This window comes from Vibrio sp. V43_P6S15P86 (assembly GCF_009904725.1).
In the GTDB taxonomy this organism is placed as follows: domain Bacteria; phylum Pseudomonadota; class Gammaproteobacteria; order Enterobacterales; family Vibrionaceae; genus Vibrio; species Vibrio diabolicus.
Window position 1 is genome coordinate 1 of sequence record NZ_WXWT01000380.1, and the last position, 13,143, is coordinate 13,143.

Below are 13,143 nucleotides of genomic sequence, written 5' to 3' on the forward strand. Positions count from 1 at the left end.
AACAAAAACAAAGTATTTTCTCTATCAAAAAGATCAACTAAAGCATATAGAAAAAGTAGTTGGTACTCACCATCGCTCAAATCTTCCAAACGTAGTGGCTTACTTTCTTCACCTGAGGAGCCATTCACTTTCAAAAATTCAAGGTCTAAACTTTTTTTAACTACAAAGTAATCGTTATCTGCAGCTTGTGTAAAAAACATGATTTTTGAATCAAAAGAGGTATGTTCATCGGTCTCAAAGGACACCTTGGATAGCCCGCTTTGAGACAACTGAATCGTTTTCAGTTCTAGAGGCTGACGAAAATCGTAACTATCATCCACTAATGTGTTAATAAAGTTGCTCAGGGTTAGATGATAGGCCTTGTTGGTCATGACGTCGCTATTGCCTTGAGCTTCTTCTTTTTGAGCTTGCTCTACTAAGCTCACATATGCTTTATCAACTTTAATATCAAAAGTAATTTTTGTTGAATCATCTTCTTCAAATTCGTTTTCAACAACATAGTCATTGTGACGTAAGAATTTGCGGACCAAACCGTTTTGGTTACCAGTAGTAGATAAAAAGACCAGTAATTTTGCCAACGACTTATCATAGTAAAAACAATCCAAGCTTAGTGCTCTTTTATCTTTACGCTCATTATTTAAGTAGTGAGCAAAGCGCTCAGAGTAACTTTCATTTTGACCAGACGAAAAACACACAACCTTAAAGTCTTCGTATAACGAGCCTTTAAGTTTTTCATCAAATATAGACTTTAATATCGTTGACTTCCCTGAGCCATTCCCACCTATGAATGTAGCGATTTTATCAAACTCGATCTGCTGTGCTTCTTTATAAAGAACATTAGGTGGTAGAGGAAGTGAAATAGTTGCCATTAATAATGCTCTTCAATATAACCGTACGCCTTGGCGAACAGCTCTTTATCTTTTCCTAAACCAAACTGGGCAAGTGTCAGTAGCAGTGCCTTTTGAATCTCTCTAGGGCCACTGTTCGAGCTTTGCCAGCCTTTAAAGCGTTTGGCTTTTACAATCTTGTCGATCTGCTCTACTACATCGCCAATTAGCTTAGGGGTGCTTTCAGGGCGAGTTTCTAAGAACAGCTTGGTAAGCGCTTGTTTGTTATCTTCCTGGGTTACTGGTGAATCGCCCGTTTCACGTTCGGCTTGCACAGTGTCTTTGGCTGTATCAAGTAGCCCTTTCAGCCAGTCGATTGCTTTAATTACGCCTGCTTCATAATCCTGACGTAATTTCTCTAAGCGCTCACCGAGAGCAATGAACTTCGGATTGCCACTACCACGTAGGCGGCCCATTAGATCGATTTCTAACTGGCTTGCGCGCTTTTCTTGTTCTTTCTCAGTCAACGTGAAGATAGCGTGCTCATCCATAACCAGCTCATCAATATCATCACGAATGCGATTGATATCAGTATGCTCATGAATCATCTTGATGGTTTCTGGACCCAATGCAGCCCACACGAGAGAGCCAGTCTGCCCTACAGGGCGGACTGATTCATAGATTTGTACCAACCACTTATAATCCGCTCGATAAGGAGTTAAGAAAGCATCTGGGTTAATCGCAGTCCATAACTTAGCTAATACACCGAAAGAGGCTGCAAACTCGTCACGCTTTTCGTTAGTCGGTAAGCAAGCTTGCGCTGCCATAATACCTTCAAAGCCGTCGATGGTTCTGTCGACGTTAGGAAAGAAGCTTAAGCACTTATCTAGTTGGGCTGGCAGTAACTCTTTAAAGGCCTCGATACCTTCTACCACGCCGTCGATCTCTTCAGGATCATACGCAAGTGCGGTGCGCAAGTTCTCAAACACACCAAGGTAATCAATGATGAGGCCCATTTGCTTGCTAACATTGTCTGTCTCGTACAAACGGTTAGTACGACACATTGCCTGCAACAAAGTATGGTCACGTAATGGCTTATCTAAGTACATGCAGTAACAGATAGGCGCATCGAATCCGGTCAACAGTTTTGCGGTAACAATCAGCAGTTGAAGTGGTTGTTTTGGATCTTTGTAATCCTCAATCAGGCTCTTCTGCTTTTGGTCATTACCATCAATCTCTTGCCAACGTTCAAAGTCGGACTCTTTGATAGGCAGCTCAAGGTCTTGCTTCCATTTACGCCAGTCCTTGTTAACCTTGCCTTTCTTACTTGCATCTTCATCTTTGATTGGCGCTTGGTCGACATTCATGATCACTTCTACCGCATCAAAGCCTAGCTTCTTACCGAGTAAATAATACATCTGAACACAGGCATCTCGGTCATAGACCACAACCATGCCTTTCATCTGCTTCGGCTTTACATGGCTTACAAAGTGATTGGAAATATCTTCGCTTACTGCCGCCATGCGTTTTGGCGCCTTCAACATAATCGCTAAGCGGCCAGCACGTTTAGACAATGCCATTTTCTCATCATCATCCAGGTCGTTGTCTTTGACCATTTGTTCAAAAGCTTCATCAATCGCTGCACGATCTACACGAAGCTCAGCCAAACGAGGCTCAAACTTAACGGCATTTGTTGCACCATCACGGATAGATTGCTTGTAGCTGTAGCGGTTCATGTAGCGCCCTTCATCCTCTTCGGCACCAAAGAGTTTGAAGGTATTACGGTCGATACCAGAAATCGGCGTTCCTGTTAAACCATAGAAGTGAGCATGAGGTAGCGCCCAGCGCATTTTATCGCCAAGAGACCCCTCTTGAGTGCGGTGCGCTTCGTCCACCAGCACGATAATGTTGTCACGACTATTTAGGCCGTTTTCATTACTCTCATCGATTTCGACATCTTTAAACTTGAAGACGGTGGTTATCAAAATGCCGCGACTATCTTGTTCTATATGCTCGCCTAGCTTTCTACAGCTTTGTACTTTAATGAGGTTTTTAACATCGGCACCACCAAAGGTTTCATTGATTTGGCTATCGAGATCTCGACGGTCTACCACAATCAACACGGTTGGATTTTTCAACTTGTTATCAGCACGGAGCATGCGAGCTGCATAGAGCATAAGCAAAGACTTACCTGATCCTTGGAAGTGCCAGATAAGACCTTTTTTCGGATAACCTTTTTTTACACGCCCAACAATTTGCTTTGCAGCTTCGAATTGAGGGTAACGCGGTAAGATTTTAACGCGTTTAGGTGGGGTGTCTTTGCCTGTTTTCACAGTAGAGAACAGCGCGAATGACTCTAGCATTTGCAGCAAGGTTTCTGGATTCAGCAAGCCTTCACAGCTATCAAGTACGGTAGCCAAACTTGCTGGAATCTCATCTCGCTGATCGGTTTTATGCCATGGCCCCCAGTCTTTCACTCGCGCATTAATTGCACCATAAGCAAAGGTGCGACCTTCGGAAGCAAAACACAGAAGGTTTGGCACGAAGAAAGGTGCAACATTTTTCCAATAGTGCTTTTGGCCGCCCATAAAATCGGCTGCGCCATCTTGCCAGGTGACACTTGGACGAGTGGCAGATTTTACTTCCCCCACCACCAGTGGGATACCGTTCACGTAAAGAACAATATCAAAGAACACCTCTGTCACGGCAATGAAGTGGACCTGTTGAGAAACAACAAAGTGGTTATTTTCAGGGGTATCAAAGTCAATTAGCTTGATAGTGATGTGATCACCATTTTCACCAAACGGTAGGCTTTTCTCTGCCATCAACCATTCATGAAAATTCTCGTTGGCTTTGACTAAACCAGTATGCTTGGCTTCCAAAATTAAGCCACGAAGCTTGTAGATCACCTCATCAGCATAATCAGGATTTTTACCAATATCCGGGTTTAACGAACAAAGCGCATCCTTGAGCCAAGTATCAACGAAGATATCGTGAGTTTGCTTAGGTAAGCTCTCACCATGGCAGTAATTCCACTTTATTCCGCTTAAGCCTTTTAAACGGTCAATGATTCCATTTTCTGTGACGGTTTGTTCGTTAAACATAAGTTATCTCTTACGATATAATGTCATTTACATAGCTATTTAATAAACACTCTTGCTTTGACGTCGAATCATCAACCATTTCTGACAGCGTCAATATAGCTTCTATCTTATTTGCAATTTCTCTTTGTTCATTTAATGGTGGAGTAGGAAAATATATAGTCTTCAAATCTCTTGATGTGACTAGCATCCTTCCTCCCGAGTTAGTGTACTTTTGAATCTGATGAATAACGATAGGTGAGTATTTTATTGAATAATAAATAAACTTAGGATCTACCTTATTGTTATCCAGCGATATTTTCATCAAATTTGAAGATATGATTGCTGATTGTTGTTCAACACCAATTAATACGGAACGCCCAATATCTGCTACGCGAGAAAAGACTATATCGCCATATTCTACTGCGTAACTAGACAACTTTTTAGCATATTCTTCTTCAATGAAAAGCTCTTCGGATCGTTCATATCCATACTCACCAAGGCAGCCGATAGTAATCACTGGCCTGCCATGGGCTCTCCAATGATCACCTTTAAGTGCCGAACCGAATGGACCAGTTCTTATAGCTGAGCATCCTTCATTAGAAAATGACTCTAGTAAAGATAGTTTCCAATTAGGCGGCAACATTCCAAAATTGGCTGTCATACACAGCTTATCTTTCTTAGTAAATCCGTAGCGTAATAAGCACCGTATACTTGCTTGTGCCGCTCGTTTTGCTCCTTGAATTACAAGCCTAGTTTGATCAACTACTAAACCACTATTGTGCAAAAAGTTGGATATTGATGCTAGTTCAGAAGAACTTGGTAATTTGAATTCTACATTAGCTAAGGACTTAAATTTTGTTCTCGGAGATAGTGAGCCAGACGAAGAGCGAATCGCTTCTGCCCATACAGCCTCAGATTTGACAAGATAATAAAATAGTTCGAAATTAACCTTATTATCTTTAACATCGAGAACTAAAATATCACTAGAACATATCCCATCGAACTCAGCTACCGCAGCTTTTCTTAGGTATGGTCGACGCTTACCAAATAAAATCTGACCTTTTTTAAATACGCGGGTAAAGCTAGGGTTATCTTCTATAATTGAACCCCAACGCTTTATCTTTAACGAGCCAGAATCTAGGTGCTCAAGGCCAATGTAACGCTCGTAACCATCACCAATTGGATCTTTAGTTGTCAGCTTTACTTCTTTACAGATATCGCCAAATTTTACAGTTTGTTTATCAGTCATCGCTCTTCACCTCGCAACCTAACTGCTCGAAGCTATTAAATAGTTTATTAGTTTGCTTCTTAAGTTGCACTCGGCTTATTTTCCATGACTCAATAGCGTGTTCGATGTCATGTACTGCCTCGCTCACCTTAGCTTTCACGTAAAGTGGAATAGATAAGTTGTATTGGTTTTCACTAATAGTGTTTAAATCAACCAGCGCAGTAATATCACTTTGGTTGTCTGGTTTAAAATAAGCTTCACAAAGCACATCTAGATCATCATCAGATAATCGGCTGTGGGCACGCTCGCGGGTTACATGTTCTACACCATTGATAAAGAGAATCTTTTTTTTGCGCTCAGCAGGTTTATTGCAATTAAGCACTACCACACACGATTCCATCGGCGAGTTGTAGAACAGATTTGGTCCAAGCCCGATCACCGCTTCAATGATATCAGATTCAATTACCTGCTTACGAATTGCTTGCTCAGAATCTCGGAACGAACACCGTGAGGCCAAAGCATGGCCGCGCGGCCTGTATCGGGTTTTAAGCTTTTGATGATATGGGTATAGAAACCGTAATCAGCACAACCTTGTGGTGGCACACCGTAACTATTGCGTCCATACGGGTCAGCGGCAAATTTTTCACGGTTCCACTTTTTGATGGAGTAAGGCGGGTTGGCAAAGATGACATCGAACTGTTTCAGTTGATCATTTTCAATAAACTTTGGGTCACCTAAGGTATCGCCGCGCATAACATCGAATTCTTCAATGTCATGCAAGAACATGTTCATACGCGCAATTGCTGAGGTCAGCAAATTTAACTCTTGACCATATAAGTAAACTCCACGCCACTCTTCACCTTGAGAGCGCAAATCCATCACTGCGTTAAGCAGCATACCACCTGTACCACAGGTTGGGTCGTACGCACTCTCTCCCGGTTTAAGCTTCATGATACGGGTCATTAAATGCACTACCGTACGATTGGTATAGAACTCCGCAGCAGTATGGCCTGAGTCATCCGCAAACTTTTTAATCAGGTACTCGTAAGCCTCTCCCAAGTCATCTTGGGCAACAGACTTAATGCCTAGTGGGATTTTACTAAAGTGCTGAATAAGATCTGACAACAGGTGGTCAGGCAAGCGCTCTTTGTTGGTCCACTGCGCATCACCAAATACACCGTGCAAACGCTCGTTCTTTGCTTCAATCAAGCGCAAAGCATTTTGAATCGCTTCACCAATGTCTTTGCTAGTGTTGCGAACTTTCTCCCAGCTTGCTTCCTCTGGGATATCGAAACGGTGATACATCGACATCGCTGCATATTCGGCATCACCCTCGTGCAGCTCAAGTGCTTCGTTATACTCTTCTAGATATACATCTGATAGACGCTTAAAGAACAGCAGTGGGAATACGTACTGCTTGTAATCAGACGCATCAATTTGCCCACGTAGGAACTCGGCAGCGCCCCACAGTAGGTCTTCTAAATTGTTTTTATTCATAGCTCAAAGCCCTCTTTGATTAACAAGGCTTCTAACTCTTGTTCAGCGACCTCTAAAGCGGATAATTTTTGCTGGAAATCTTGCAACGCTTCTTCTACGGAAATGGTTTCTTCTTCTAGCGGCTTTTGTACATAACGAGCAATGTTCAAGTTGAAATCGTTCTCTTCAATCTCGCTATGCGGCACCCAACGTGCGACACCTTCAATGTCTTCTGCTTTAGGGCCTTTGGCACGCATGTTCTGATAGATGTCGTAAATCTCATCAGCTTGAGGCTCTGACAAGGTGTTTTGCGCTCGACCTTTAGTAAAGATCTCTTCCGCATTCACTATCAGCACATGGTCTTTATGCTCTTCTGGTCTTGCTTTACGCAATACGAGAATACAAGCAGGGATGCCTGTACCGTAGAACAGGTTTGAAGCCACGCCGATTACCGCCACGATGCGGTTTTCTTTTAATAGCTTGGTTCTAATTTTACCTTCTGCACCACCACGGAAAAGCACACCATGTGGCAGCACTACCGCCATTCGCCCTTCATCATTCAATGAAGAAAACATATGCTGAACCCAAGCAAAATCCCCGTTAGTTTTTGGTGCTAGGCCAAAGCTAGCACGGCCATAAGGATCACTTGTCCAATAATCATGTCCCCACTCTTTTAAGCTGAATGGTGGATTTGCAATTACGCAGTCAAAGTTTTCTAGTTGGTCATTTTTCAGAAACTTAGGATCACGAAGTGTATCACCGCGAACGATTTCAAAGTCTTCTTGCCCGTGTAGGAACAAGTTCATTCGAGCAATCGCTTCGGTAGTCAGGTTCTTCTCTTGACCTTTGATTTTAAGGAGACGTGGGTCACCACCGTTCTCTTTAACATGGTGAATGGTTTCAAGCAGCATACCGCCTGTACCACAAGCCGGGTCATAAACACTTTCATTAGCTTGTGGGTCTAGAATATTGACCATAAGACGAACAATGGTACGTGGCGTATAGAACTCACCTGCTTTCTTGTTTGCTTTATCAGCAAAGCGCTTGATGAGGTATTCGTAAGCACGGCCCATATCATCATTACGCACACTCGATACGCCAAGGTTAACCTTGTTGAAATGGTTGAGTAATGTCGATAGCAGTTCGTCTGATAGGCGCTCTTTGTTCGTCCAACTCGCGTCACCAAAAATGCCATGTAGCTGTGGGTTTTCTAGCTCAATGCCACGGAATGAATCTTTTAGGGCTTGGCCGATATCCTTAGTTTCTGCAAACACATCTTTCCAATGGCAGTTAGCTGGAATTTGGATTCGGTGAAACATATCGCCTTTCGCAAGCTCTTCATCACCCACCTGCTCCATCGCCTCTTCGAACTCTTCATCGTAAACATCACAGATACGCTTAAAGAATAGGATTGGGAAGATGTAGGTTTTGTAATCTGAAGCGTCGATTGGGCCAGTGATTATATGGGCCGCATGCCAAAGGTGCGCTTCTAAATCTTTGAGATTTATTAATGTCATTGCTTGCTCTTATTCTCTTCTATCCACGCTTCAAGGTCTTCACGTTTGAAACGCCAAGAACCGCCGACTTTGAAACCAGGAAGCTTTCCTTCACTTGCTAATCTATATGCTGTTTTTTCGGCCAACTTTAGGTAAGCAGCCACCTCTTTTAAGGTTAAAATTTGATCATTCATTTCAGCTTGTTAGCTCTAACCGGTTTTATGGATAACTTTGATGAGTGAGAGAATATGGGAAAATTGGGGAATGGACAATGATGAACATCGCATCTATCACTCATTCGAACGATTGATATACAATTAAGTGAATTTGACTTTAGAAGATTGCTATTTATAGCTTAGGCTTGCACTTCTTCTTCATTAATAGCAAAGGATCTACATCTATCTTTGCCAGTGAGATCTGGTAGTCGAGCGCGACTAGCGTTTTTAGCGCATTTTTCAACGTTACTTTGGAAAAAAATGGAAGTTCATCAGGAATATTTTTTGTTGTAGCAATAGCATAGACCACATGATAGTTACTAGGATTTGGTCTATTTTTTGGAGTTTGAAGCTTAATTGATGCTGGTAACTTAGGATTCAACCTTTCGCGATACCATTCGTCCTTGATAAAGGCCTCTGCCGCAACAAAGCCTTGGGAAAAAAGATGACTCAATGTGCTAGAACTTCGATACAATTTCACATGAATAAACTCGTTACCATTTCTAATAAGGTCACAATGTTCTAACTTGTCGTATGGACCTCCAATTTTGATATTTTTCTTATCCATAAGACAAAAATCAGAGTCATTTTCAACAACATGCTGGTTGTAATCTTCTTCCCTATCGTGACTGTAAATAGGGAACTGATAAGGGTGAACACTCAAACTCTCAAGGTATTCATCAACTCTGGCAACGAAGTCTTGATTTACCTTGTACCAAATACCATTTCTCAAAATGTACTGATCTGAACCGTAACTAATTTCTGCATATAAGCAACGATATACTGGCCAACTTTTCACAGACTGATATTCGCTATTGTTGACATGAACAACATGGCGCTTCATAGCTTCTACTGTTGGCACAGTACTTCCCAAGAAGACAATATAGTCTTTTAAAGACAGTACTACATGACGATCTGTCCTTTGATACATATCAAAGGAGTAACCTACTTGGGATTCCCAATCAACCACTTCTGGCTCACCTAGCCAGAACCCATCGTATTGTCCTGATTCAAAGTGGCGATCGAGTTCCATATCGAGAACTTCGACTTCATCCAGATCGCGTACTCTGTTTATATCTTCAACCCAACTAAACTTAGCGGGTAGCTTTGCTCGGTAACGCTGCACAGACTCCAACAAAATCTTAGGAAGATTAGCTAAATCGGTTTCGACAGCAATGGTTAACGCATCACGACCTGTTACATGACTTCCAAATAGCTCGACTTTAGAAGTTCCAGTAATGGCGTAAAGCATCTCACTTTCTGAATCGAGATGAAGATTAAATATATCCACATCTCTAGTACTCTGAGTTCTAGAATTCAAAGGGTTGTGGTCATAACTTGCTTTGTCCAGGCTTCTGAGCTTATCTGGATCGACAGAGTTTAAGGTCACCTTCAGCCCAAAGTCTCGTTCAATAGCCTCCTGCTTAATCAAATGAAACCCTGTGCCAAATGACAAAGCGAAAGTTGAACCCGTCAATCTCACCACGAGTACAGCTCCGACGTTGGAAGAGGTACCAAATTCTTGAGATTCAACTTGATTGCTATCAGTAAAGATTTTTGTCCAAGGTGGCACGCTTTTGGGAGGCTGGATTTTAATGTAAAGCTCAGCCAGCTCTGTATCTGGCAAATCTAACTGAATTGGCCTTTTAACATTCTCTAATTTGATGAGTTCCGATATAGGTTTATGGCTATCTCTTGCAAGATAGATCGATAACTTTTCCTTTCTTATCTTTTTAGAAGAAGCCATAAGCCCTCATCGACTAACCAATCATGAACCAATAAAGTGCAATCACGATATAAAATCAAGGTCATATATCACACTGTTTGATTTTCAATCCAGCCTAAACAGAAGTGCCTTTATCGACTTTCTAGACATTCCGTCATCCATTCCTCTATTTCACTCTCTTTCCAGACGACGGAGCGATCACCAGTACTTATTGACTTTGGAAATGTTCCTTCATTCATTTTGCGGTAAACCGCAGAACGACTAAGTGCAGTCTTATGCATCACTTCTTTTAGTTTTATAAATCTCATGGGACGTCCTCCTATGCTGTGTGTTCCCATGGGATTGACTGGCACGTAGAAAAATACTGTTTTTTGCCCCCAGAGCTTTGTCTGCAAAGCTATAAAATTCGATAACAACAAAAAAGAATCACTTGCTGGAACTACCAGCAAGTGATTCATTGTCCTTACAACTGACGTTTCGTCGCCAGGAGAGCGTATCTATAAGCTGCATCTTTTCCTGCTGAACAGGCAGCGACTTTTCTCACCTCAACACGCTTCTCCGCGCTTCTTTCATCCACCAGCCGCCAGAGCTCTGCATTAGATATCGCTTCTTTATTTGCCTTACGCCAATCTCGTTGCTTCCAGCCTTCTAGCCACTCATTGAAGCCCTTGACGCAATAATCGCTGCTTGAATAAATAATATCGCCATCTCTCGCATGCTCTAATCCAAAAGCAAGTGCTGACAGATCTAAGTAAGCCTGGTCAGTAACATAGTCAACAGGCTCCCAATCTTCATCATCAATACATCCATCAGCATCGAGTGCTATGTACGCAACACCACCGACAAGACGACCTCTTTGCTTCCTCACCATGGCCGCTTCTACATAAATTTCTATACTCATTGTCATACTCTCCAGAGACTAAAAAGCCGATACATTCTCTGATTCGGCTTGGTTGTTAATAACTTGCTTTACAGCGATTTCTACATAACAACGGCAAGTAAGTTATTTTTTACCTGTCTCTGGCACGCTTGCTTTCTCCCTTCCAACCCTAGCAAGCCGATTTAAAACCCTTTCAGATATATTTCATCAGTACGCATAACCAAACAGATACCCCAAGGAGCCCTTATGCGTACCCAAAGAACTGACCATGACTACCCCTTTGAGACTTCAGAACTCAATGAGCTCCTAGAGCGCGCAGCCGAAGCTCTAGCTACGAAATACAAACGTGAAGGCACATTCACTAACCCAACCAATGTCAAAGAATACTTAAAGCTCAAATTAGGAGCACATGACCGAGAAGTGTTTGCCGTGATGTTTCTTGATAATCAACATCAATTGATCAGTTTCGAAGAGTTGTTCTTTGGCACGATTGACGCCGCTTCGATTTATCCCCGTGAAGTATTGAAGACAGCACTAAACCACAACGCTGCCACGGTGATTTTCGCCCACAACCACCCTTCCGGCATTGCTGAGCCTAGCCAAGCCGACAAACGCATTACTCAGCGACTTATCGACGCTCTAAAGCTCGTGGATATCCGTGTCTTAGACCACATCGTGGTTGGTGAAGGTTGTGTTTCATTTGCTGAGAAGGGATTGATATGAGTGAGTTTATTGTTTCCGGACTTAGTGATGAGCTCGTTACTCCAATGCATTGCTTTCTTGATGCCCTGCTATTGGACAGCACCATTCCTAATACAGTTGAACGATTGGCGTTAAACATTCGCTCTCAAGAGACTGACCAACGATTTCAGCCCATTGAGATTCAATTAGAACGTTCATCCAGTGATTCGCCCTGGCAGCTTCGCTTTATCGCAACCTTTGATGTTGTCGTCACAGGCTCGCCACAAAAAGAGTTATCGCTGTATTTCAACTTCGCGGGTTGTTGGTTCTATCACCCTGAGATTAAGCAGTGCAGCTTACAACGGCCAGAAGTACAAACCTTACTCGCGAGCTGGCTTAAAGCAGTCACTCGCTCGCTCATCGCACATTCTGCAATCTCAATCGACATTACCCCCATTCGCTAATCTCCATTTCCGTCAAAGAGGTCACTATGAATCAAGCTGCTAACCTGGCTATGTTCGCGTGCAAGCGTGCCAAGCCTTCACATCAACTCAAAGAATTAATCAAACGTTCTATTCATGATGTTAATTACCGAGGACGGCTAACTATCCGTTTTAAGGACACCAGTTACCATCCGAAAGATGGAGGGTTTCATCCTGTCTCTATCACCGTCGATATTAAAGACAGCCATATTGCCATTAGTGAAATAACGGACCGCGTTTATGTGGGTGACGAAACACCGGAACTGGTTCCCGACCTGACTTTTGATTTTGCTAACAACGTCGCCTTCGCTCGATTTAGCGGCTGGCTGGGCATGCACCTGCAAGAAACAACCGAGCTGTATGAAATGTGGGAGTGTAACTTTCTAGCTTATGTATCAATGGACGCTTACAACCAAATTCAGATTAAGTGTGGTTATTAACCAGAGCCAACCCACTTACCACCCAAGAATATTCCCCCTCCGTTACCAAACATTCAACAAAACCACCCGCATAGAGCTACGCCGATGTCTGCTTCCCATATTGTTAAAACGGGAAGCTTCAATCCCTTATTGCACAAGGGGTTCTTGATATCGTCTGCTCTGTGCTTCCCAAAACATCCTTCTACAGACAAAAAAGGAAGCAGATTATGGCTGAGGTACAAGCAATCAAAGATGATGACACCATACGCCTGGTTGGACATTTACTGAGTATTCGTTGTAATCCACAAATGGCCGATGTGTGGCATATCGGATTAAACCTAGCTCTGCGGATTTCTGATCTGTTATCGATTCGCTTTGAAGACATTCATAGTGACCGACTTATTATCCGTGAAAGTAAAACTGGCAAGCTCGCTAACATTCAGCTCAATACTAAAGCGCAGCAACATATTGCTAGATTAAGGGAGCAACATCCCGACCACATCTACTTATTTCAATCCTACCGATGCCAACAGTTGAAAAACAAACCACCCCAACCAATCACGCGACGCGCTGTGTCCATGGCGTTTCAACAAGTAGGCCAAGAGCTAAATATTGCGCTAGGTACTCACT

The 13,143-nt window shown here is 42.7% G+C and carries 11 protein-coding genes and 2 pseudogenes; 4 read left to right on the forward strand and 9 right to left on the reverse strand.

Annotated features, from left to right (window positions below; all coding sequences use genetic code 11):
* From CAG69_RS17170 to CAG69_RS17210, 9 genes and pseudogenes are all read right to left on the reverse strand, one after another.
* Nucleotides 1-869 (reverse strand): annotated as a pseudogene (locus CAG69_RS17170) (AAA family ATPase); the annotation flags it as partial.
* Nucleotides 869-3,931 (reverse strand): type I restriction endonuclease subunit R, encoded by a 3,063-nt coding sequence (locus tag CAG69_RS17175; RefSeq protein ID WP_161445332.1) that lies wholly within the window; start codon nucleotides 3,929-3,931, stop codon nucleotides 869-871. The pseudogene CAG69_RS17170 and the gene CAG69_RS17175, both read right to left, overlap by 1 nt.
* Before the next feature lie 10 nt (nucleotides 3,932-3,941).
* Entirely contained in the window at nucleotides 3,942-5,159 is a 1,218-nt protein-coding gene (locus tag CAG69_RS17180; RefSeq protein WP_161445334.1) for a restriction endonuclease subunit S, read from the reverse strand.
* Nucleotides 5,152-6,635 (reverse strand): annotated as a pseudogene (locus CAG69_RS17185) (type I restriction-modification system subunit M). The gene CAG69_RS17180 and the pseudogene CAG69_RS17185 overlap by 8 nt, the downstream one beginning before the upstream one ends.
* On the reverse strand, nucleotides 6,632-8,131 hold the full coding sequence (locus CAG69_RS17190) for a type I restriction-modification system subunit M (RefSeq protein ID WP_161445336.1): 1,500 nt from the start codon (nucleotides 8,129-8,131) through the stop codon (nucleotides 6,632-6,634). Before CAG69_RS17190 ends, CAG69_RS17185 begins: the two are co-directional and overlap by 4 nt.
* A complete protein-coding gene (gene mads1, locus CAG69_RS17195) occupies nucleotides 8,128-8,304 on the reverse strand; it encodes a methylation-associated defense system helix-turn-helix domain-containing protein MAD1 (RefSeq protein WP_025503347.1) in 177 nt (58 codons plus the stop codon). The genes CAG69_RS17190 and mads1 overlap by 4 nt, the downstream gene beginning before the upstream one ends.
* Before the next feature lie 154 nt (nucleotides 8,305-8,458).
* Nucleotides 8,459-10,072, reverse strand: coding sequence for a TIGR04141 family sporadically distributed protein (locus CAG69_RS17200; protein WP_086609616.1), 1,614 nt, complete (start codon nucleotides 10,070-10,072; stop codon nucleotides 8,459-8,461).
* Nucleotides 10,073-10,182: 110 nt separating this feature from the next.
* Nucleotides 10,183-10,389, reverse strand: a complete 207-nt coding sequence (locus CAG69_RS17205) for an AlpA family transcriptional regulator (protein WP_086609642.1) — start codon at nucleotides 10,387-10,389, stop codon at nucleotides 10,183-10,185.
* A gap of 125 nt (nucleotides 10,390-10,514) precedes the next feature.
* A complete protein-coding gene (locus CAG69_RS17210) occupies nucleotides 10,515-10,952 on the reverse strand; it encodes an RNase H family protein (RefSeq protein ID WP_161445340.1) in 438 nt (145 codons plus the stop codon).
* Between the two features lie 225 nt (nucleotides 10,953-11,177).
* On the opposite strand from CAG69_RS17210, the gene radC reads away from it, so the two are divergent.
* The 4 genes from radC to CAG69_RS17230 all read left to right on the forward strand — a co-directional run.
* Nucleotides 11,178-11,654, forward strand: a complete 477-nt coding sequence (radC, locus tag CAG69_RS17215) for a RadC family protein (protein ID WP_161445342.1) — start codon at nucleotides 11,178-11,180, stop codon at nucleotides 11,652-11,654.
* Complete coding sequence (locus tag CAG69_RS17220) at nucleotides 11,651-12,076, forward strand: DUF2787 family protein (protein WP_161445344.1); 426 nt, start codon at nucleotides 11,651-11,653, stop codon at nucleotides 12,074-12,076. Before radC ends, CAG69_RS17220 begins: the two co-directional genes overlap by 4 nt.
* 26 nt (nucleotides 12,077-12,102) lie before the next feature.
* Nucleotides 12,103-12,534: a DUF2787 family protein gene (locus CAG69_RS17225; RefSeq protein WP_161445346.1), complete on the forward strand. Its 432-nt coding sequence runs from the start codon at nucleotides 12,103-12,105 to the stop codon at nucleotides 12,532-12,534.
* Nucleotides 12,535-12,740: 206 nt separating this feature from the next.
* On the forward strand, nucleotides 12,741-13,143 hold a 403-nt coding region (locus CAG69_RS17230), incomplete at its 3' end, for a tyrosine-type recombinase/integrase (protein WP_161445348.1).